Here is a 20,865-nt window from a genome sequence, read left to right as displayed (position 1 = left end):
CGGAATCTTTCGTCCCGGGCTCATTCCGGTTCGAACGCGTCGCTGAGAAGCGACGGCCGGTGCAGGGCCGCCTCGGTGATCAGGCGATGATCGGCTCCGGGCGGGTGCCGGCCACGACCTTGAGTGCGCCGTCAACGACCGTGGCACGCACGGTGCCGCCCTCATCGACCGCCTCGGTGACGAGGAGATCGGCGATGCGGTCGTCGAGCTCGCGCTGGATCGTGCGACGCAGCGGACGGGCACCGAACTCGGGTTCGTAGCCTTCATCGGCCAGCCAGTCGAGAGCCTCTGCCGAGACGTCGAGGGCGATGCCCTGAGCCTCGAGGCGCTGCTTCGACGCGGCCAGCTGGTGATCGACGATGGACCGCAGCTGCTCGCGATCGAGCCGCGAGAACATCACGGTGTCATCGATGCGGTTGATGAACTCCGGCCGCATGAACTCCTTGAGACGCCCCATGACCTTGGCCTTGAGATCCTTCTCCGCGTCTCCCGCAGCCCCGGAGGCGAAGCCCAGCGGAGTGCCGGACATGAACTCGGAGCCGAGGTTCGAGGTCATGATGACCACGGTGTTGCGGAAGTCGACCGTGCGGCCCTGACCGTCGGTGAGTCGTCCGTCGTCGAGGACCTGCAGCAGCAGGTTGAACGCATCCGGATGGGCCTTCTCGACCTCGTCGAGGAGGATGACCGAATACGGGCGACGGCGGACCTTCTCCGTCAGCTGCCCTGCCTCGTCGTAGCCGACGTAGCCGGGAGGAGCACCGACGAGGCGGGACACCGTGTGGCGTTCGCCGAACTCGCTCATATCGAAGCGGATCATGGCCGACTCGTCGTCGAACAGGGTCTGCGCCAGAGCCTTCGCCAGCTCAGTCTTGCCGACACCGGTGGGGCCGAGGAAGAGGAAGCTGCCGATGGGACGGTTGGGATCGGCCATACCGGTCTGGCTGCGGCGGATGGCGCGCGACACGGCGGTCACGGCTTCGTCCTGTCCGACCACGCGGTCGTGGAGGACCTCTTCCATGTTCGCCAGTCGTGCCTTCTGGCTCTGCGTCATCCGCGCTGCCGGGATTCCGGTGGCCCGGGAGACCACATGCGCGATCTCCTGCTCACCGATGATCGCCTCGGCGGCAGCGGTCTTCACGGCCTCCGCGTCCGGGTTCTCGGCGGATTCGATCCGAGCGGTCACCTCGTTGATCTCATCGCGGACACGGCCGGCACGCTCGTAGTCCTCGACCTCGATAGCGGACTTCTTCTCCGCTTCGAGTTCGGAGAGATTGAGCTTGAGCGCGTCGATATCGACCGCGGGTCCGCGCCTGAGCGACATCCGGGCGCCCGCCTGGTCGATGAGGTCGATGGCCTTGTCCGGCAGGAACCGGTCGGTGATGTAGCGGTTCGACAGCTCCACGGCCGCGCGGACCGCCTCTGCGGTGTAGGTGACCTCGTGGAACTCCGCGTACCGATCCTTCAGCCCGTCGATGATCGTCACCGCGTCCTCGACGCTCGGCTCGCCCACGGTCACCGGCTGGAAGCGACGTTCGAGAGCCGAATCCTTCTCGATGGTGCGGTACTCCTTGAGCGTGGTCGCGCCGATCATGTGCAGATCGCCGCGGGCCAGTCGCGGTTTGAGGATGTTGCCGGCGTCCATCGAGTTCGCCTCGCCGTTGCCGCCGGCGCCGACGAGGGTGTGGAGTTCATCGACGAAGACGATCATGTCCCCGTCGTCGGCGATCTCGTTGAGCGCTCCGGTCAGGCGCTCTTCGAAGTCACCGCGGTAGCGCGTGCCGGCGAGCATTCCGGGCATATCGAGCGCGATGATGCGCTTGCCCTGCAGCTGCTTGGGAACTTCGCCCGAGTGGATGGCCTGAGCGAGGCCTTCGGCGACCGCGGTCTTGCCGACACCGGCCTCGCCGAGGAGAACCGGGTTGTTCTTCGTCCGGCGGGCGAGGATCTCGATCGTCTGTTCGATCTCCTCCGAGCGGCCGATGACGGGATCGAGTTTGCCTTCGGCTGCGAGCTCGGTGAGGTCCGTGCCGAACTTCTCCAGCACGGATTCCTGACCGTCCTCACCTTCGGCCTCCTGGCCGGGGTGCATGCCTGCGGCTTCGGCCGCCTCGGCACCGGCCTGCAGTGCAGCCTGGGTGACGCCTGCCTGGGCGAGGATCCGACCGGCGGGCATCTCCTGGTTGAGCACGAAGGCGAAGAACATGTGTTCGGGATCGATGTAGGTCGACCCGAAGGCTCGCGCCACCTGGTAGGCGTCGAGCAGGGCGCGCTGGGCCGAACCGGTCAGCGTGGGCGTGGAATCCGCCTCGGTGTCGGTGCTGGCCGGAAGGCGCTCTTCGATCGCATGGGCGATGGCCTCGGGATCGGCGCCGGCCTGGCGCACGGCGGAGATTCCGGGTTCGGAATCGACCATGGTGCGCAGGATGTGGAGCGCGTCGACCTCGGACTGACCGTGTCGTCCTGCGAACTCCGCGGCCGCTTCGATGACCTCGTGGCTGCGCTTGCTCAGCAGTCGGTTGATGTCGACGGAACGGCCTCGGCGGGCTCCGGTCTGCCCCTGGAGGAAACGAGCGAGGAACTCGTCGAACGAGTCTCCGCCCGAGCCTGCGGGTCCGAAGAATGTGGCCAAAGCTGACCTCCTCTTTCAAAGTTGAGCGTATACGACTCAATCAACAGGTGCATGCAGGCATATATTCCCACCTGTCGACCGCCCGACGACGGAGTGTGAACAACATCACCGTCGAGAAATGCATTGAATGCATTTCTGCATTTGGTGCAAATTTGCAAGAGGTGCATAATTTTCTGGTGAGTTCCGAACCGACCGAATCCCTGCGCGAGCGCCAGACCCGTGAGCGCCGTGCGTCCATCCACGCCGCGGCCGTCGATCTCGTCTTCGATCATGGACTCGACGAGGTGACTGTGGCTCGGATCGCGGAAGCTGCAGTGGTCTCGACGCGCACGTTCTTCAACTATTTCCCTACCAAGGAGATGGCGATCGTCGGACTGACGACCTCTGACGATATCGCCGCCGCTCTGCAGCGATTCATCGAGGACTTCGAGCCCCGGCGCGAGCGTCTGGTGGAGGATCTCTCCTTCACCATCCGCGCCGCGTTCGAATTCCTGCTGCCGCGGTCGGCGAACAAGCAGAAGCTGCGCGCGATCCAGGCTCGGCATCCGCACCTCGGCATGCTCAGCATGGAGACGAAACGGCACTACTCCGAGCAGATCATCACCGGCATCCGCCGGCGGATCGAACGTCGCGGAATCACCTTTGCCGATGACGACACCGCCGCACGGGCCACGCGGATGCTCGCGCAGCTGTGCAGCATCCCGCTCGAGCACGCTTTCGCCTCCGCGCGATTCGACACCGAACACGAATTGGACGACGAACGGGTGGACCAGGCGTTCACCTCCTCGATCGAACTGTTCCTGACCCTCTTAGAAAGGCTGAAATGACCACTACCGCCACCGAGCCCGCTGCCGAGAAGCAGCACGGCGCCGAGGAGGAGCCGGAGATCGAGACCTCGTCGGTCATCCTGCTATTCACCGGCCTGATGCTGGCAATGTTCATGTTCTCGCTCAACCAGACCATGCTGGCCACGGCCCTGCCGACCATCGTCGGTGACCTCAACGGCGTCGACCAGATGCTGTGGGTCTCGACGGCGTTCATGTTGGCGTCGACGATCATGATGCCGATCTACGGCAAGTTGGGCGATTCGTTCAACCGGAAGAAGATCTTCATCTTCGCCATCTGCATGTTCATCCTCGGTTCGATCGTCGGCTTCCTGGCCCACAACATGGCCGTCCTCATCACCGCACGCGTCATTCAGGGCCTCGGCGGCGGCGGTCTCATCATCCTCTCGCAGGCTCTCATCGCCGCGGTTGTGCCGGCGCGCAAACGCGGCCCGTATATGGGCATCATGGGGGCGAACTTCGCGGTCACCTCGGTGGCGGGACCGCTGATCGGAGGCTGGATCACCGAGGGTCCGGGCTGGCGCTGGACATTCGCTCTCAATCTTCCGTTCGGCGTGCTCGCGCTCATCGCCGCCATCCTCTTCCTCAAGGTCCCCAAGTCGGATCGGTCGGTCAAACGCCATGTCGATGTCGCGGGCATGATCCTCATCGCCGAATTCACCTCGGCACTCATCCTCACGACTTCGTGGGGCGGGCATCAGTACGACTGGGACGATCCGATCATCATCGGACTCATCGCCATCGCCGTCATCAGCGCCGTCGTCTTCGTCTTCGTCGAACAGGCTGTGCCCGAACCCGTCATCCCGATGTTCGTGTTCAAGGACACGAACTTCGTCCTCTGCACAATCGCCGGCATGTGCATCGCCATCGGCATGTTCGGCGTACTTTCGTACATGCCCACGTTCCTGCAGATGGCCCACGGGATCGAAGCGACCAAGGCCGGGCTCCTCATGGTGCCCATGATGGCCGTGATGCTGCCGAGCTCGGTCATCATCGGCTTCGTCGTCTCGAAGACGGGACGGTACAAGTGGTACCCGGTGCTCGGCAGCGCGATCGTCGGCGTCGCCCTCTTCCTCATGGGGACCTTCGTCACGGCCGATCAGAACGTTCTCGTCGTCATCGGCTGCCTGTGTGTGCTGGGCCTCGGCCTGGGACTGTCGATGCAGATGCTCGTGCTCATCGTCCAGAACTCGTTCCCGGTGGCGATGGTCGGCACGGCCACGGCGTCGAACAACTTCTTCCGGCAGATCGGCGGCACGCTGGGCATGTCGCTGATCGGTTCGCTCTTCACCTCGCGGCTGGCATCCAACCTCGAGGACGGCATCAAGTCCCTGGGACCCCAGGGCGCCCAGGCGATGAAGGGCACGGGGTCGAACTCACTGACCCCCGAAGTGGTCAAGTCGCTGCCCGATCCGATCCACTCGATCATCGTCAATGCGTACAGCGATGCGCTGGTGCCGATCTTCCTGTGGGTCTGCCCGCTGGGAATCATCGCGGCAGTCATCCTCATGTTCGTTCGTGAGAAGGCTCTGGCCACGAAGATCGATGCGGGCGCCCCGACGGACCATCAGCGTGAGGTCGTCGCGACCGACAGCATCGCTGTCGTCGAACAGCCTGGTTCGCTGGCCCCCTCGGGCACGAGCTCCGTCAGCGATGAGATCGAGTACGAGACGGCAACGCGAGGTGCCGAAGACTACTCTCTGCGGCCCCGCTCGCCCAAGCACTGATACGCACGTCTACACAATGACAGCGCAGGCCCCGCAATTGCGGGGCCTGCGCTGTATCGCGGCCGGAGTCTGTCCGCGACTGCCGCGGAACTAGCCTTTCGAAGGCCATCCGTTCGGCTCACACCCCTGCAGGCCCTTCGTCTGCTGCTGCATGAGCGGTGCGGTCTTGCCCGGTCCGGGGCAGGATTCGTGGCCGTGGCCGAGAGCGTGACCGACCTCGTGGTTGATGAGGTACTGCCGGTACTGGACGATATCGTCGAACTCCTCCGTGGCGGAGACCCAGCGCTTGGCGTTGAGGATGACGTTGGGTCCATTGCGGCATGAGAGCTTGCCCAGGGTCCGCAACGGCAGGCACATCTCGTCGACGGTATCGGGGCTGGCGATGGAGATCATCGTGTCCTGGCCTTCATCGACGAGCTCGATGGAGACGTCGTCCATGTCCTGCCAGCCGCGCTCGTCCTGGAGGGTCTTGATGATGAAGTCGCCGGCCTCATCGACGTCGATGGGCAGGTTGTCTTCGACGCGCAGGGCGACCTTGAACGTCTTGCCCTCGTCGCGGTTGGGTCCGGTCTCCTCTTTCGGCCGGTCCCATTTTCCGCTGCCATGATCGTCGATATCGCCTTCGCTCACCCCGGCGGCTCCCGCGTCGTCGATGCTCGAGGTCTCGGTGGGCTCGCTGGTTTCGGTGGCTGAGCCGCTCGGGCCCGGCGAGGCGGCCTGCGTTTCGACTGCCTTCGGAGTCGGCCGGGTCTCTTCGTCGGCGGCGGGCGCGCAGGCGCTCAGCCCGACGATCAGCGAGACAGCGGCAAGCGAGGTCAGGGTGCGGAGGCGTGGACGGGAGACAAGACGGGTTCGACTGAGCACGCCTGTGAGTCTATCTCCTGCCGATTCATCGAGAAACGGGCTGCTTGTCGAGAAACGTGCGCACACACCCGTGTCTCGACACTCAGCCCGTTTCTCGGCGAGTGATCAGAACTCGAGGATGCCGCCGGGTCCGCGCAATCTGGCACGCAGACGGCAGTTCGACCCCTCGACCACCGTGGTGTCACCGGCTCCGAGCACCTCGAGCACCTGCCGCGCCGCCTCGGGCTCCGGCGATTCCACACGGAATTCGAGCAGTTCGAGGGTGGGCAGGGCCGCCTCGGCGGGATGCACGGATTCGCCCCAGTCGATGAGAAACGGCTGCGCACCTGAGTGCGGCAGCGGGGAACGCGTGGTCAGCCGCCATTCGAGGCGGTCACCCTCGGCAGTGTCGCGAGCCATGTCCTGGACCTCGCCGAAGTCGATGCCCACGGTGTTCGCGGCCGCGACCTTCGCGAGGAACGCCGGCGGGTGGATGGCCCAGGTCTGCAGGGTCGGCTCGGTGGCCAGATGTGCGTCGAGCGGAAGGGTGCCGTCAGCGGGCTTCTCCTGCTGCGGGTCGGGGCCGAGGATCTCGAGGTAAGTGTGCGCTCCCTCCGGCCAGCCCGTCGGGGCGAGCCCGAGGAGGAAGTTCGCGGTCCCCCGCCCCGGGTGCGAGCCGCCGGGAACCGCACGCACCCCGGTGGCCTCTTCGACGGCGGCGACCCCGGCCTCGAGGTCGGGCACCGTGATGATGAGGTGGTCGAGCTGCGCGGGAATGGTGTTCAGAGTGTCCATGATCCACCCGGACCTTTCAGATGAGCGTGTAGGCCCTCAGTCTCCCCCTCTTGGCGGCCTGGGGCAATGATGTCGAGAGCGATGCCGAAGAAGTCGAGGACCGAACCGACCGCAGCAGGCTCGTCACTCGCGGCCCACAGCTTCTCGAGGCGGACCCACGGCATCTCCTGGCTCGCCGGATGCTCGGAGTCCTTCCAATCGATGAGGAACGGCTGGATTCCCGACCACGGCAGCGGGGTGCGCCTGGTCAGGCGCCAATCGAGGACCACCCCGTCCGGTCTGCGGCGGGTCATGTCATGGACCTCGCCGAGGCGGACGCGCGGTTCCCGTGACCGCGCAGCGGCCGTGACGAAGCCGTCGAAATCGTCCGGACGGATCGCCCACCTCTGCACGGTCGGCGCCGTGACCCCGGCCAACCGCGCGGCCGCCAGCACCGGGTCCTGCTCGGGGTCAGGACCGAGGATCTCGAGGTACGTCAGCGGTTTCGGACCGCTCTGACGTGTGAGTCCCAGCGAATCGGAGAGTTCATCGCTGAGCTCGAGTCCGAGCAGCGCGTTGGCCGTGCCCAAGCCCGGATGCGCACCACCGTCGACCGCACTCACCCCCAGACGATCCTCACATTGCTCAACATATTTCTGCAGATCTGGGACGGCGATAACGAGATGATCAAATTCCGCACTGTTCAACATGTCTCAATATTAAGCCCCGGATTGACGGTAATTGCACGGATGCGCTTTACTCATGGCATGCGCATCCACTTCGGGCTCCGTGCCGGACACCGCCCCTGTCTGCCGTCAACGGCACCTGCGATGTCCGCATATTGTTGAACTATCACACTCAGCTCCCTCTGTTCCATCCCACTTGCCCGAAGGACCTCTTCCATGCCGGACCGTCTCTCCGCCTCCGCGAGTCTGACTCAGCGCCGCCTCGACCGCCGCTCGGTCCTCAGCCTCGGTCTCGGTTTCGGCACTCTGCTCACCCTCAGCGCCTGCACACCTCACGACTCCGGTTCGCTGGCCGAGGGCGAACCCGTCCGCGGTGGAGTGCTCACCTACTTCGAACCCCAGACCTGGACCCTGCTCTACCCGCCGTCGGTCGGCTTCTACCCCAACGGCGGGATCATGAACAACATCTCCGCACGCCTGCTGTGGCAGGATCCGAAGACACTCGAGCTCTATCCGTGGTTGGCGACCGAACTGCCGGAGACGAACGCCGATGCCACGACCTACACATTCACCATCCGTGAGGGCGTGACCTATTCGGACGGTTCACCACTGACACCTGAGAATGTGGCGAAGAACTTCGACCTGTTCGGTCTCGGCGACGAAGCACGCACGCTGCCGGTGTCCGAGCAGATCTCGAACTACGAGCGCAGCGAAGTCCTCGACGAGCATCGGGTTCGGTTCCACTTCTCCGCCCCCTCCCCCGGTTTCGCGCAGGCGACGTCGACGATGAACGCAGGACTACTCGCCGATTCCACTCTCGACCTCGACGCCGAAGGCTTCGGCCCGGGCGGAGCCACGCAGATCCACACCTGCGGGCCCTTCCACATCACGGCCGAGACCATCGGCACGAAACTCTCCGTCCGTGCCCGCGAGGACTATGACTGGGCTCCCCCGCACCTGAAGCATCAGGGTCGGGCCCACCTCGACGGCATCGATTATCTGACGAACAACGAATACTCCGTGCGCATCGGAGCCGTGCTCTCCGGGCAGGCAGACGGCGTCCGCGATGTCCAGGCACCGGATGAGTCGCGTGTCACCGAACAGGGGCTGCGCCTCTATGCGAAGGCGACGAACGGAATCAACAACAGCATCAACTTCCGGTTCCGCCACGACCTGCTTGCCGATATCGACGTCCGGCGAGCGCTCATCGCCGCCATCGATCGGCAGGAGATCGTCGACAAGCTCTTCACCCCGAACTACCCGCTGGCCACCGGTCTGCTGGCGAAGGGCGCCATGGGGTATGTCGACCAGTCGGGATCCTGGGACTTCGACCCGGACAGGGCCAACCGCCTCCTCGATGAGGCCGGGTGGAGTGAGCGCAACGGGCAGGGCTACCGCGTCAAGGACGGCCGGCCGTTGGCGCTGGTGGTGAATATCGCCCTGCCGCAGCCGCGGTCGAACGAGGTCCAGACCCTCATCCAACAGCAGCTGCGCCGCGTGGGCGTGCGCCTGTCGATCAACCCCGGGGACCAATCGAAGCAGACCCTCGACGCCCTCGAACTCGACACCGTGCAGATCTACCATTCGATGGTCGCCCGCGCCGACTTCGACAACCTGCGCTCGAACTACTCCTCAGTCAACCGCGACGTCTTCCTCAACGGAACCGACCGCGCGGACGCCGACGACGATTCGGTCGATGCGAAAGTCGACGAACTCCTCGAGACGCTCGCATCCGAACCGAACCATGACAAACGCCAGAAAGCCGCCGAGGCGGTCCAGAACTACCTCGTCGACCAGGCCTATGTGCTGCCGTTCTTCGAAGAGCCGCAGGTCTTCGCCTTCCGCCGCCGCGTCCACGGCTTCGCCACCGAACCCGTGGGACGGCCCGACTTCTACAGCACCTGGCTGGCAGGAGAGAAATGATCCTCGATACCCGCTACCTCATCCTGCGCCTGGGCCAAGCGGTCCTCGTACTGCTGCTCGCATTCACCGCGGCGTTCATCCTGCTCAGCCTCATCCCCGGCGACGGCGTCACTGCCCGCTTCGCCGACCCCGCGCTGGGGTTGTCCAATGACCAGATCGCCGAGATCCGGGCTGCCACCGGCGCCGACGACTCCTGGTTCGGCAAGTACCTCACGAGCCTCACCGGGTTCCTCACCGGCGACTTCGGCTATTCGGTCCAGACCGGCGCGGCCGTGTCGACGATCATCGCTGCGGCTCTGCCGTCGACCGCAGTGCTCGCGGCCTCCGGGTTCGTCACCGCCCTCGTCCTCGCCGTGATCATCGCCGTCTTCGCCACCTTCGGACCGTCCACCGGGCCGACTGCTCGGGTGCGCCGGATCCTCGACTCGGTGCCCAGTCTGTTCATCTCCATCCCGGTGTTCTGGCTCGGAATCCTGCTCATCCAGGTCTTCTCCTTCCAGCTCGGCGTGGTCTCCGTCGTCAATCCCGGCCCCGCCGAAGCGCTCGTGCTGCCGACCCTGACCGTGGCGGTCCCGCTCTCGGCCCCGATCGCCCAGGTGCTCATCCGCTCCATCACCGAGGTGCAGGCCTCCGGCTTCGTCAAGGTCACCACCGCGAAGGGCGCCTCCGAACTGTGGATCCTCGTCCACACCGTCGCCCGCAATGCGGTGCTGCCGGGGCTGACGATCATCGGGCTCGTCTTCGGCGAACTCGTCGCCGGCGCCGTGGTCACCGAAACCGTGTTCGGCCGCAACGGCATCGGGCTGATCACCGCCCAGGCCGTCACCCACCGGGACAATCCGATCCTGCTGGCCGTCGTGGTCATCGCCACCTTCGGCTACGTCATCATCAATCTCGCAGTCGACCTTCTCTATCCCGTCATCGACGTCCGTCTGCGCACGAAACGCAGCGCCGCCTCGGCGGGCAAGACCCTGCGCAGCCACGACGAACCGACACGTCGCGCTCTCACGGCATCCGCTGCCAGCGTCGGCGTCGACCTCGAATGGGATGACGAGACGAAGGAGAAGAACTCGTGAGCATCGTCTTCACCAGCGGCCAGGGCACCGAGACCCGGCGCGCACGCGGCGGCCGGGCACGCGCCGCGCTCTCCCCGGCGACCATCGTCTCCGCTCTGGTTCTGCTCATCGCCGTCGCCTGGGCGCTGGCTCCCGGGCTCTTCACCCACTTCGACCCCAACGACGGCGGAGACACCCCTGCCCTGCTGGCACCGAGTCTCGAGCATTGGTTCGGCACCGACCAGACAGGCAGGGATGCCTTCACCCGAGTCGTCTACGGCGCCTCCCAGTCCCTGTTGGCCGCGCTCGTGGCCGTCGGGGTCGGGCTGATCGTCGGCACCACGATCGGGCTCATCGCCGGCACCCGGCGCGGACTCATCGACGATGTGCTCATGCGCCTGATCGATGTGCTGCTGTCCATCCCCGCGATCCTGCTCAGCCTTTCGATCGTCGTGGTCCTCGGCTTCGGCACGATCAACGCGGCCATCGCCGTCGGCGTCACCGCCATCGCGCAGTTCGCGCGTCTCGCCAGGTCACAGGCGGTGCAGATCAATACGAGCGACTTCGTGGCCGCGGCCTACGGTTCCGGCGGCACCTTCTTCTCCGTCCTCACTCGCCATATCCTCCCGAATTCGATCTCTCCCGTGCTCTCGCTGGCGGTCCTCCAGGTCGGTTCGGCGATCCTCCAGATCTCCACGCTCGGGTTCCTCGGCTACGGCACCCCGCCGCCCACCCCGGAATGGGGACTCATCATCGCTGAAGGCCGCAATTTTGTCGCCACCGCCTGGTGGCTGACAGTGCTGCCCGGCCTCGTGGTCATGGCCATCGTGCTCGCCACCCACCAGATCGGCAACACCCTGCGAAAGGTGACATCATGACCGACTCCTCACTGCTGCGCATCGACGGCCTGTCCGTCGAATACTCCCACCGAGGCGGCTCCGCGGCACCGGCCGTGAGCGAGCTCGATCTCGCGGTCCGTCCCGGTTCGATGACCGCCGTGGTCGGGGAATCGGGTTCGGGGAAGTCGACGACGGCGAACGCCGTCATCGGTCTCCTTCCTTCCTCGGCCAGGGTCGCGGCCGGGCGGATCCGCCTCGGCGAGATTGATCTGCTCAGCCTGGGCACCTCCGGTTGGCGCGGTGTGCGCGGATCTCAGATCGGCTACGTCCCACAGGATCCGGGGTCCTCGCTCAATCCGCTGCAGACGGTCGGCAAGTCCGTCGCCGAGGCGCTGCGCATCCACCGTCGCGCGGGCCGCGCCGGGGCTCGCGCCCAGGTCGTCGAGCTCCTGGACCGGGTCGGCATCGACCAGCCGGAGAAGCGGGCCGACCAGTTCCCGCATGAGCTCTCCGGTGGGATGCGGCAGCGTGTGCTCATCGCCGCGGCCATCGCGCTGCGCCCGCGCCTGCTCATCGCCGACGAACCCACCTCCGCCCTCGACGTCACCGTCCAGAAGCAGGTCCTCGACCTTCTCGATGAACTGCGCGCCGAGACCGCGATGGGCATCCTCTTCATCACCCACGATCTCGCCGTCGCCGGCGAACGCGCCGATGAGGTCGTGGTCATGCAGGGCGGACGCATCGTCGAATCGGGGCCGGCCGGACGGGTCTTCTCCGACCCGGCCACCGATTACACCACCCGTCTCATCGCCGATGCTCCCGCACTGCAGACAAAGGCACGAACTGCCCGCGCCGAGGCGACCAGGGAGTCCACAGACCCGTTCGTCTCCGTCGAATCGCTCACCCATGTCTTCGACCGTACGGATGATCGGATCACCGGCATCGAGGGTGTGGACTTCACCGTGGCGCGCGGGACCACGCACGGTCTCGTCGGCGAGTCCGGCTCGGGCAAGACCACCACGGGCAAGGCGCTGTCCGGGTTCCTCACCCCGCAGTCCGGGCATGTGCGCATCGGTGACTTCGATGCTGCGGAGCTCGGACGCGGTCGTCCCTCACGGCAGCGGCTGCGGGAGTTCCGGCGCACCGTGCAGCTCGTCCATCAGAACCCGTTCTCCGCTCTCGATCCCAAGCATTCGATCCGGTCGACGCTGACGGAGCCTCTGCGCAACTTCCGCCTCGGCGATCGCGCCTCCCGACCGCGGCTCGTGACCGAAGCGATGGACCGGGTGGCGCTGCCTGCGGACTTCCTCGATCGGCGTCCCGCCGAACTCTCCGGCGGTCAGCTGCAGCGAGTGGCGATCGCCCGCGCCCTCATCGTCGAACCCGAACTCGTCGTCTTCGACGAGGCTGTCTCGGCCCTCGACGTGACCGTGCAGGCGCAGATCCTCACACTGCTCGACGAGCTGCAGAGGGAGCTCGGTCTGACCTACGTCTTCATCACCCATGATCTCGCCGTCGTCCGCCAGATCGCTGATACGGTGTCCGTGATGTCGCACGGACACCTCGTCGACGACGGCGCGACCGAAGAGATCTTCACTCGCCCGCGCTCCGCCTATACCCGCACTCTGCTCGAGGCGATCCCCCGTCCCGCGACGCTGTCGGCCGTTGCAGCGCCTGCGAACAATCGACCGGCGACCCCGACCCTGCTCACTGCAGCAGCAGAAAGCTGAGAACCATGACCCCGCAACCCACCGACACTCAGGCGACCGACACTCAGGTAGGCGGACCGAAGCTCGGATTCTTCACCCGCCTGCTCGAAGACGCCCCCGCCGCAGACCGCTATCGCTTCGCCCTCGAACAGATCGAGGCGGCCGAGGACTTCGGCTTCCATTCGGCCTGGGTCGCCCAGCATCACTTCTCCGCGGCCGAGGGCGGGCTGCCGTCCCCGCTCGTCTTCCTCTCCCACGCCGCCGCCCGTACCACCCGAATCTCTCTGGGCACCGCGATCATCACCCTGCCGATGGAGAATGCCGTGCGCGTGGCCGAAGACGCCGCCGTCCTCGACGAGCTCTCCGGCGGTCGTCTCGAGATCGGTCTGGGCTCGGGCGGGAACCCGAAGTCGTTCCCCGCCTTCGGCACGAGCTTCGATGAGCGTCGTGAGGTCTTCGCAGACAATCTCGCGACCCTGCGCACACTGTTCTCAGGCGACCGGCTGCCCACCGACCATGGTCTCTACCCCGCTCCCGATGGGCAGCGTCCGAGCCTCGAGCGACGACTGTGGCAGGCAACGTTCTCCGCCGGCGGAGCCGGTGCGGCAGGCGCTGCCGGTGACGGTCTCATGCTCTCGCGGACTCAGCCGCGTCCCCAGGACAATCCGGCGGCACTCCTCGACGAGGTGCAGCTGCCGGTCATCGATACCTATCTCTCCCGGCTGCCCGAGGGGGCCGAACCGCGTATCCTCGCCTCTCGTACCGCCGTGGTCGCCGATGCCGAGGATCTGTCCCGGCTGCGCGAGATCACCGAGCCAGCGCTGCGGGCCGAGGCCGACCGCCTCGTCGGCTATGACACCTCCGGACTGAGCCTCGATGAGCTCCTCGTCGCCACCGACACCTACCTCGGCACACCCGAGCAGGTGAGCGAACGTCTGCAGCATGACCGCGTCCTCGATCGTGCCACCGACGTCAGCTTCCAGGTGCACTCGGTTCCGGCGACGAACGAGACCGCTCTGCGGTCCATCGAACTGCTGGCCACCGAGGTGGCACCCGCCCTCGGGTTCTCCGTGACCAAGGAGAAGGTGCACTGAGATGGCCGATATCATCAACCTCCTCGCCGGAATCGCGGCGAACGATCCTCTCGATGAGCTGCGCGGCCACCGGGCGCAGGCGAAGGAGAACGCGCAGCTGAGTTTCGAGGCTCTGCTCGAACCCGCTGATCCGAAGAGCGTGAGCTTCCGCGACCGTTATGCGGTCGCCGCGTTCACCGCGGGTCTGCTCGGTTCGACTCGGGCCGAGGAGTTCTACCGTGATCTCCTGCGTGACGAAGACGAGTCCGTGTCCTGGGCGGTCGCCGAACTCCTCGACGAGGCGACCTCGCCTGCCGGCACAGCTGGTCCCTACGGAATCTTCGAATCCGCGGCGTTGGCCGAAGAGAACGTTCCCGGGCCGTGGCTGACTGCCGCCGAGGCGACTGCGGAGAGACTCGGTGAGAAGCTGACGGCAGGACTCGAATTCGCTCATCTTCTCGTTCTCCATCCGCGCGACAGCCGCCCGGGTCACCTCGCGCTTCTGCTCGAGGCGGGATGGGACGAGGACGGCATCGTCACTCTCGCTCAGCTCGTGTCGTTCCTCAACTTCCAGATCCGCATCAGCACCGGACTCGCCGCGCTCACCGATGCGGCCTCAGCGACCGCGGATACTCAACCGCACCAGGCGGACCGGTCGGAAGGCGAATCCGCGAACGAGACGGACGATGCCGACGACGGCCCCGCCTCGGCGAGAGTGGACGAAGCTCTGCAGGCCGTCGGCGATCGGGTGAAGACGTATCCGAATCTCCACCGCCCGAAGCTGTTCCAGCAAGGTGGGCTCGGGTGGGTGCCGTGGATCGCTCCCGTCGCCGAGTCGGACCTCGGCGATGACCAACGGGATGCCCTCATCGAGGCCGGACGGGCGAAGAACCCGTACTTCCGGCTGCTGGCGAGGGATCCTGCAGCACTCAAGGCACGGACCCTGACCGACTTCGACATCTTCTTCAACACCACCGACGGGCTCGGCCGGGCCGAACGCGAACTCGCCGCGACAGCGGCCTCGCGGCTCAACGGGTGCCTGTTCTGTGCGTCGGTCCACGCCGATCGGGCCACCGAGGAATCCGGGCGTCGTGACGTCGTCCAGCGCCTCCTCGACGAGGGAATCGGCCCGAAGAGCCACCTCGGTGATCAGGTGTGGGATGCCGTCGTCGATGCCTCGGTGGCGCTGACCCTGACCCCGCAGTCCTTCGGCGTCGCAAACATCGAGCAGCTGCGTGCGGCGGGTCTCGACGACGGCGACATCATCGACGCACTCAGCTGTGCCGCCTTCTTCAACTGGGCGAACCGACTGATGCTCTCCCTCGGCGAACCCGAGGTGCTGAACGCCGGGAAGTGACCTCTTCTCGCAGGCGCGGTGGCTGCATGCGTCCTACGGCGTCGATTGTGTGGTCGATCCGCGTCGATTTCCTCGCGGGAACGCCGTGGATCGACCACACAATCGAGAATCAGCTGCGCCAGCTACTCGGCCGCGACTCGTCTCAGCCGACGACCATGAGCGTCGAGCGGATGATGAAGCGGTTTCCCGTCGGTGATTCGACGCTGAAGCCGCTCCCCCGTCCCGGCACCACATCGATCGTCAGATGCGTGTGCTTCCAATACTCGAACTGCTCCGTCGACATCCAGAAGTCCAGTCCGGCCTTCTCGGCATCTTCGATGGGCAGGTCGAAGTGGCCGAGCAGCACATCGGCTTCCGAGGTGAGGAAGTCGCCTTCGGGGAAGCACATGGGCGACGAGCCGTCACAGCAGCCACCGGACTGGTGGAACATGAGCTGTCCGTGTTTGTCGACGAGTCCGGCGAGCAGGTCGATGGCGGCCTGAGTCATCGCCACTCGTGATTTCTCTTCGCCCTCGATCGTCGGCGTCGATTCGAGGGCGGCTGTTTCGGCTGTTTCACTCATCAGAAGAATCCTTGTGCATTTTCGGAGTAGCTGACCAGCAGGTTCTTCGTCTGCTGGTAGTGGTCGAGCATCATCTTGTGGTTCTCTCGTCCGATGCCCGAGGACTTGTATCCGCCGAACGCGGCGTGGGCCGGGTAGGCGTGGTAGTTGTTCACCCAGACGCGTCCGGCCTGGATGTCGCGTCCGGCTCGGTAGGCGGTGTTGCCGGTGCGGGCCCAGACTCCGGCGCCGAGGCCGTAGAGCGTGTCATTGGCTGTGGCGATCGCGTCGGCGTAGTCGGAGAACGAGGTCAGGGCCACGACGGGTCCGAAGATCTCCTCCTGGAAGATGCGCATCTTGTTCGTGCCCTTGAAGATCGTCGGCTGGATGTAGAAGCCGCCGGCAAGGTCACCGTCGAGTTCGGCTTTGTCGCCGCCGATGAGCACCTCGGCGCCTTCATCCTTGCCGATCTTCAGATAGGACATGATCTTCTCGAACTGGTCGTTCGAGGCCTGTGCGCCGACCTGGGTGTCGGTGTCGAGCGGGTTGCCCTGCTTGATGGAGCGGACGCGTTCGACGCCGGCGGCGACGAAGTCGTCGAAGATCGAGTCCTGGACGAGTGCACGCGACGGGCAGGTGCAGACCTCGCCCTGGTTGAGAGCGAACATCGCGAAGCCTTCGAGCGCCTTGTCTCTGAAGCTGTCGTCGGCGGCCATGACGTCGTCGAAGAAGATGTTCGGTGACTTGCCGCCGAGCTCGAGGGTGACCGGGATGATGTTCTGCGAGGCGTACTGCATGATCAGGCGACCGGTCGTCGTCTCTCCGGTGAAGGCGATCTTGCGGATGCGTTTGTTCGACGCCAGCGGTTTGCCGGCTTCGACGCCGAATCCGTTGATGATGTTGAGGACGCCGGGGGGCAGCAGGTCGCCGATGAGTTCGGCGAGGACGAGGATCGATGCCGGAGTCTGCTCGGCAGGTTTGAGGACGACGCAGTTGCCGGCGGCGAGCGCCGGTGCGAGCTTCCATGTGGCCATGAGCAGGGGGAAGTTCCAGGGAATGATCTGTCCGACCACGCCGAGGGGCTCGTGGAAGTGGTAGGCGACGGTGTCGTCGTCGATCTGTGAGATGCCGCCTTCCTGCGCCCGGATGGCTGAGGCGAAGTAGCGGAAGTGGTCGACGGCCAGCGGGAGGTCTGCTGCCAGCGGTTCACGGATTCCCTTTCCGTTGTCCCAGGTTTCGGCGACGGCGAGCATCTCGAGGTTGGATTCGATGCGGTCGGCGATCTTGAGCAGAATGTTCGACCGTTCGGCGACCGAGGTCTTGCCCCAGGCCGGGGCCGCTGCCCAGGCTGCATCGAGTGCGGTCTCGACATCATCTGCGGTGGAGCTGGGGATCTCGGTGAAGGCCTGCCCGGTGACGGGGGTGATGTTCTCGAAGTAGTTGCCGTCCTTCGGCGGCACCCACTCTCCTCCGATGTAGTTCTCATAACGGGGCTTGAACGTGACGAGCGCGCCGTCGGTACCGGGTGCTGAGTAGACTGCCATGACACTCCTTCGTGTGAGTCCATCCACCCCACAACACGTGCCTCGTCCGATGGCGGTCGGAGGCGCGGAGCGGATGTGTCCGTGTCCTCTCACCTTAGGTCGGAACCCGGGTGCGGACAATAGCCGTTGAGGGAGTTCGCAGGTGACATTCGCCCGGAATCTGAGAGACTGTCGGCGTGGACATCAGGCCCTGCGCTCCGGAAGATCGCGACGCACTCGAGGCGCTCTTCGCACGCGCAGGAGAGGGCTCGCCCACGGGCACGCTGTGGGGAGATCCGGAGTCCGAAGCCTTGATCTACCTGACTCCTTATCTCCGCCACGATCCTCAGTCGGTTCTGCTCGCATGGACGCAGTCGGGACCGGTCGGATATCTGGCCGGATGTCTCGACACCGCAGAGTTTCCCCGCGAGGACAAGCTCTTCAGCGACGCCATCTCGGCTCGATTGATCATGCGACGGCCATCCTCAGTTGCTTTCTTCGCCCGCAGCGCGGCGGACGCGATCCGCGACCGCCTGCGCAAACGGCCCGCGTCCGGCGAGCTCCTCGATCCTCGGTGGCCGGCGCATCTGCACATCAACGTCGCGCCAGAGGCACGCGGTACGGGTGCCGGGGCAGCGCTGATGGCGGCGTGGATCGATCGGCTACGGGAGCATGGTGTTCCCGGCTGTCACCTCCAAACCATCGTCGAGAACCATGGTGCGGTGCGCTTCTTCGAACGCTCGGGCTTCCGCGTGCATGGACCGACGCCGCCGGTTCCGGGCATCCGCTGGCAGGGCGGCCGAGTTCATCAGCAGACGATGGTGCAGGAATTCTAGCGAGCGCGGATTCAACTGGTTGGCCGAGCGGCCATGAAGAGAACCATGTCTCGCCAGATGCCACCGACCTCCTGATGTTCCACAAGCACTCGTTCGCGAACATATCCTGCTCTGTCAGCGGTCCGCAGAGATCCGGAATTCCCCGGTTCGATGAAGAGTTCGACTCGACTCAGCCCGGGAATCGTCCAGGCGAAGTTCGTCAGTGCAACGAGCGCCTCAGCAGCGTATCCGCGGTGTCGCGACGAGGGCGCGATCGCGTAGCCTGCACTGGCTCGGCCGTCTGCAAGGTCTTTGAGCCACAGACCGCAATGGCCGACTGCCTCATCGTCGGAGCGCCGCGCGATCGTGAACGAGAAACCCCGCCCTTCTGCGTGACGCCCCTGTTGTCTCCGAACCCAGGACTCAGCCTCCTCACGGCTGGCGTGCCCGGGCAGAGTCCCCGTCAGCGGCACGTACGGATCAGTGGACAGGTCGCGGGCCATAACAGCATCACGAAGTTCCACGCGCCGCAGTCTGATCGCGCCGAATTCCGGATCAGTCGAGGGCCACGGAGGCAGCCGATGAGGCGTGGGCATCAGCCGCCAATCGCCCCCCCCCTGACCTCCCTGAGCATGGTGGCCCACCGGCTTCACCATGATCAGGCAGGGCGTGTCCGCTCCCCACAGGTCGGTCTCTTCCAGAGGTAGGAAGCCCATCTTTTCGTAGAAGTGTCGCGTCCGTGCATAGTTCGGGTCGTCCTTCGACGGACCGAGGGTCTTCACTTCGAGCAGCTGCGCCCCTCGGGCCCGCACATCCTCGGTGATGGCCTCGATCATCGCATTCCCAACGCCCTCGCCATGGACGGAGCGGTCGACGACGGTGAAATGGATTTCACTGGTCTGCGGGAAATGATGCGTCACCAACGTGACTCCGACGACTCGGCCATGTTCGTCGCGGACCGTCCACGTCTCCATGCGGCGCGCGTCGTCGATGTATTCGGCGTTGGATTCGGGTCTGCCGAACCATTCCGGCACGGTTGCAAGCAGCCGTTCCACGTCTTCGGGCACGGCCTCGTCGCGCTGAGCCCTCCAGTCGGCTTCAGTCATGGGCTCCACCCTAGACTCCGCATCGATGCTCCGGTACCCCGTTGCTAGACTCAGTCCCATGAGCGAGCCCGAGTCCCCCGTCCTCCGACTGATCCCGTATCTCGCGGCGATCACCGTCACGGTGTTCGCCACGCTGTCGGTGGTCGGCACCGGGGAGTCCAACCTGCTCGTCACGCTCGTCGTCGCAGCAGTCGGCTATTTCGGCACATATTTCATCGTCAAGCTCATCATCCACGCCCTCGTCACCCGGATCGGTTCCGACCACCACGACGACCACGACTGACAGTCGGCCAGCCGCTCCTACTTATTCGCCTGCGCCGGGACGACGACCTTGCGGATGATGATGAGCGCCGAGGCGGCCACCGGCACCGCGACCACCGCACCGAGCACACCGCCGAGGGTTCCGCCGGCGATCGCGGCGATGATGACGAGGGCGCCAGGCACGTCGACGGCCTTGTTCATGATCCGCGGGCTGAGCAGATACGCCTCGACCTGCATGTACACGAGGTAGTAGATTCCGGCTGTGATGCCCAGCCCGGGCGAGACCATCAGGCAGGAAGCGGTGATGATGATCGCCCCGGTGATCGGGCCGACCAGGGGAATGAGCGAGGCGAGGAACGCCACGAACGCCAACAGCGCCGGCAGCGGAGCGCCGATGATGGTGAGGAAGATCGCCGAGCATACGCCGTTGATGACACCCAAAGACACCTGACCGAGGACGTAGCGTCCGATGGATCGGGTGACCTCCTCGGTGACGGACTCGACCGTCGGCCGCGATGAGGCTGCGACCAGGGAGAACATCGCGGATTTGATCGTCGGCATGGACACGGCGAAGTAGATGGTGAGGATGACGACGATGATCACCCCGGTGAGGAAGCTGAGGATTCCCGCCCCGATCGACACGACGCCGCCGCCGAGGGAGAGCACATTCTTCGGATCCGAGGCCCACTCCGCGATGTTGGCGAACACCGCATCGATGTCGATCGCGCCGGTGAATTGCTCTTCGAGCTCCGTCACCCACCCGGTCGTGGCAAGGTTCGCCACGATTCCGGGCAGATCCGCGACGAACGTCTGGATCTGACTGATCACGGCCGGCGCGATGAGCAGTGCGACGCCGACGACGATGAGGATGAAGGCCACGACGACGATGAGCACCGACAGCGACCGCGGAACCTTGCGGTCGACGAGCCACTGCACGATCGGTTCGAGACCGAGAGCGAGGAACAGTGCCAGACCGATATAGATGATCACGGTCGCCACGGACTGCAGCGCCGTCATCACCACGATCGCCAACCCGACGCCCAGGGCGCCGGTGAAACCGAGCCGGAACGCGCTGTTGAGTGTGAGGGACTTGCCCTGCCCAGTGCCCATGGAACCCAGTGTAACCAGCGATCATGCACTGGTCGGTCAACTCACGTTA

The 20,865-nt window shown here is 65.4% G+C and carries 18 protein-coding genes; 10 read left to right on the top strand and 8 right to left on the bottom strand.

Annotated features, from left to right (window positions below):
* Positions 1–79: 79 nt before the first annotated feature.
* Positions 80–2,629 carry an ATP-dependent Clp protease ATP-binding subunit gene (locus ACVZTU_RS04480; protein ID WP_139469348.1) on the bottom strand — a complete coding sequence of 850 codons (2,550 nt, stop codon included), beginning with the start codon at positions 2,627–2,629 and terminating at the stop codon, positions 80–82.
* A gap of 176 nt (positions 2,630–2,805) precedes the next feature.
* Between ACVZTU_RS04480 and ACVZTU_RS04475 the strand changes: the two genes are divergently transcribed.
* Together ACVZTU_RS04475 and ACVZTU_RS04470 are read left to right on the top strand one after the other, a co-directional pair.
* Entirely contained in the window at positions 2,806–3,456 is a 651-nt protein-coding gene (locus ACVZTU_RS04475; RefSeq protein ID WP_248284024.1) for a TetR/AcrR family transcriptional regulator, read from the top strand.
* Positions 3,453–5,201: a DHA2 family efflux MFS transporter permease subunit gene (locus ACVZTU_RS04470; RefSeq protein WP_139469346.1), complete on the top strand. Its 1,749-nt coding sequence runs from the start codon at positions 3,453–3,455 to the stop codon at positions 5,199–5,201. The genes ACVZTU_RS04475 and ACVZTU_RS04470 overlap by 4 nt, the downstream gene beginning before the upstream one ends.
* 90 nt (positions 5,202–5,291) lie before the next feature.
* Here the strand turns inward: ACVZTU_RS04470 and ACVZTU_RS04465 are convergent, their stop codons facing one another.
* The 3 genes from ACVZTU_RS04465 to ACVZTU_RS04455 form a co-directional block, all read right to left on the bottom strand.
* Complete coding sequence (locus tag ACVZTU_RS04465; protein ID WP_180345645.1) at positions 5,292–6,065, bottom strand: DUF3152 domain-containing protein; 774 nt, start codon at positions 6,063–6,065, stop codon at positions 5,292–5,294.
* 105 nt (positions 6,066–6,170) lie between these two features.
* A complete protein-coding gene (locus tag ACVZTU_RS04460) occupies positions 6,171–6,839 on the bottom strand; it encodes a VOC family protein (RefSeq protein WP_139469345.1) in 669 nt (222 codons plus the stop codon).
* Entirely contained in the window at positions 6,827–7,528 is a 702-nt protein-coding gene (locus ACVZTU_RS04455) for a VOC family protein (RefSeq protein WP_139469344.1), read from the bottom strand. Before ACVZTU_RS04455 ends, ACVZTU_RS04460 begins: the two co-directional genes overlap by 13 nt.
* 192 nt (positions 7,529–7,720) lie before the next feature.
* Here ACVZTU_RS04455 and ACVZTU_RS04450 point away from each other — a divergent pair, with 192 nt between their 5' ends.
* Genes ACVZTU_RS04450 through ACVZTU_RS04425 form a run of 6 tightly spaced genes read left to right on the top strand, consistent with a single transcriptional unit; the run spans position 7,721 to position 15,460 of the window.
* On the top strand, positions 7,721–9,427 hold the full coding sequence (locus tag ACVZTU_RS04450) for a TIGR04028 family ABC transporter substrate-binding protein (RefSeq protein WP_139469343.1): 1,707 nt from the start codon (positions 7,721–7,723) through the stop codon (positions 9,425–9,427).
* Positions 9,424–10,503 (top strand): ABC transporter permease, encoded by a 1,080-nt coding sequence (locus tag ACVZTU_RS04445; protein WP_139469342.1) that lies wholly within the window; start codon positions 9,424–9,426, stop codon positions 10,501–10,503. Before ACVZTU_RS04450 ends, ACVZTU_RS04445 begins: the two co-directional genes overlap by 4 nt.
* Positions 10,500–11,360, top strand: a complete 861-nt coding sequence (locus ACVZTU_RS04440; protein WP_139469341.1) for an ABC transporter permease — start codon at positions 10,500–10,502, stop codon at positions 11,358–11,360. The genes ACVZTU_RS04445 and ACVZTU_RS04440 overlap by 4 nt, the downstream gene beginning before the upstream one ends.
* Complete coding sequence (locus ACVZTU_RS04435) at positions 11,357–13,051, top strand: dipeptide ABC transporter ATP-binding protein (RefSeq protein ID WP_139469340.1); 1,695 nt, start codon at positions 11,357–11,359, stop codon at positions 13,049–13,051. Before ACVZTU_RS04440 ends, ACVZTU_RS04435 begins: the two co-directional genes overlap by 4 nt.
* Positions 13,052–13,056: 5 nt before the next feature.
* Entirely contained in the window at positions 13,057–14,124 is a 1,068-nt protein-coding gene (locus ACVZTU_RS04430; RefSeq protein WP_139469339.1) for a putative FMN-dependent luciferase-like monooxygenase, read from the top strand.
* A 1-nt stretch (position 14,125) separates the two neighbouring features.
* Complete coding sequence (locus ACVZTU_RS04425; RefSeq protein ID WP_482401505.1) at positions 14,126–15,460, top strand: alkylhydroperoxidase domain protein; 1,335 nt, start codon at positions 14,126–14,128, stop codon at positions 15,458–15,460.
* 142 nt (positions 15,461–15,602) lie between these two features.
* Here the strand turns inward: ACVZTU_RS04425 and ACVZTU_RS04420 are convergent, their stop codons facing one another.
* Entirely contained in the window at positions 15,603–16,022 is a 420-nt protein-coding gene (locus ACVZTU_RS04420; RefSeq protein WP_482401504.1) for a DUF779 domain-containing protein, read from the bottom strand.
* The gene (gene adh, locus ACVZTU_RS04415) at positions 16,022–17,545 is read right to left on the bottom strand and encodes an aldehyde dehydrogenase (RefSeq protein WP_139469336.1); all 1,524 of its coding nucleotides are present in this window, start codon (positions 17,543–17,545) and stop codon (positions 16,022–16,024) included. Before adh ends, ACVZTU_RS04420 begins: the two co-directional genes overlap by 1 nt.
* Positions 17,546–17,721: 176 nt before the next feature.
* Between adh and ACVZTU_RS04410 the strand changes: the two genes are divergently transcribed.
* On the top strand, positions 17,722–18,360 hold the full coding sequence (locus ACVZTU_RS04410; RefSeq protein WP_482401503.1) for a GNAT family N-acetyltransferase: 639 nt from the start codon (positions 17,722–17,724) through the stop codon (positions 18,358–18,360).
* A gap of 11 nt (positions 18,361–18,371) precedes the next feature.
* Here the strand turns inward: ACVZTU_RS04410 and ACVZTU_RS04405 are convergent, their stop codons facing one another.
* Positions 18,372–19,445: a GNAT family N-acetyltransferase gene (locus ACVZTU_RS04405; protein ID WP_482401502.1), complete on the bottom strand. Its 1,074-nt coding sequence runs from the start codon at positions 19,443–19,445 to the stop codon at positions 18,372–18,374.
* A gap of 58 nt (positions 19,446–19,503) precedes the next feature.
* Between ACVZTU_RS04405 and ACVZTU_RS04400 the strand changes: the two genes are divergently transcribed.
* The gene (locus ACVZTU_RS04400) at positions 19,504–19,728 is read left to right on the top strand and encodes a hypothetical protein (protein ID WP_139469332.1); all 225 of its coding nucleotides are present in this window, start codon (positions 19,504–19,506) and stop codon (positions 19,726–19,728) included.
* A gap of 17 nt (positions 19,729–19,745) precedes the next feature.
* On the opposite strand, the gene ACVZTU_RS04395 is transcribed toward ACVZTU_RS04400, so the two are convergent.
* A complete protein-coding gene (locus ACVZTU_RS04395; protein ID WP_482401501.1) occupies positions 19,746–20,816 on the bottom strand; it encodes an AI-2E family transporter in 1,071 nt (356 codons plus the stop codon).
* Positions 20,817–20,865: the final 49 nt, after the last annotated feature.

Source organism: Brevibacterium sp. OS20 (assembly GCF_056837565.1).
The sequence above is the reverse complement of the archived record's forward strand: the minus strand, read 5'-3'. Positions and strand labels throughout refer to the sequence as shown.

Excerpts from the sequence above, each read along its gene's own strand:
- ACVZTU_RS04470 (WP_139469346.1), top strand. The coding sequence starts at position 3,453 with ATGACCACTACCGCCACCGAGCCCGCTGCCGAGAAGCAGCACGGCGCC.
- ACVZTU_RS04460 (WP_139469345.1), bottom strand. The coding sequence starts at position 6,839 with ATGGACACTCTGAACACCATTCCCGCGCAGCTCGACCACCTCATCATC.
- ACVZTU_RS04455 (WP_139469344.1), bottom strand. The coding sequence starts at position 7,528 with ATGTTGAACAGTGCGGAATTTGATCATCTCGTTATCGCCGTCCCAGAT.
- ACVZTU_RS04450 (WP_139469343.1), top strand. The coding sequence starts at position 7,721 with ATGCCGGACCGTCTCTCCGCCTCCGCGAGTCTGACTCAGCGCCGCCTC.
- ACVZTU_RS04445 (WP_139469342.1), top strand. The coding sequence starts at position 9,424 with ATGATCCTCGATACCCGCTACCTCATCCTGCGCCTGGGCCAAGCGGTC.
- ACVZTU_RS04435 (WP_139469340.1), top strand. The coding sequence starts at position 11,357 with ATGACCGACTCCTCACTGCTGCGCATCGACGGCCTGTCCGTCGAATAC.
- ACVZTU_RS04430 (WP_139469339.1), top strand. The coding sequence starts at position 13,057 with ATGACCCCGCAACCCACCGACACTCAGGCGACCGACACTCAGGTAGGC.
- ACVZTU_RS04425 (WP_482401505.1), top strand. The coding sequence starts at position 14,126 with ATGGCCGATATCATCAACCTCCTCGCCGGAATCGCGGCGAACGATCCT.
- ACVZTU_RS04420 (WP_482401504.1), bottom strand. The coding sequence starts at position 16,022 with ATGAGTGAAACAGCCGAAACAGCCGCCCTCGAATCGACGCCGACGATC.
- adh (WP_139469336.1), bottom strand. The coding sequence starts at position 17,545 with ATGGCAGTCTACTCAGCACCCGGTACCGACGGCGCGCTCGTCACGTTC.
- ACVZTU_RS04405 (WP_482401502.1), bottom strand. The coding sequence starts at position 19,445 with ATGACTGAAGCCGACTGGAGGGCTCAGCGCGACGAGGCCGTGCCCGAA.
- ACVZTU_RS04400 (WP_139469332.1), top strand. The coding sequence starts at position 19,504 with ATGAGCGAGCCCGAGTCCCCCGTCCTCCGACTGATCCCGTATCTCGCG.
- ACVZTU_RS04395 (WP_482401501.1), bottom strand. The coding sequence starts at position 20,816 with ATGGGCACTGGGCAGGGCAAGTCCCTCACACTCAACAGCGCGTTCCGG.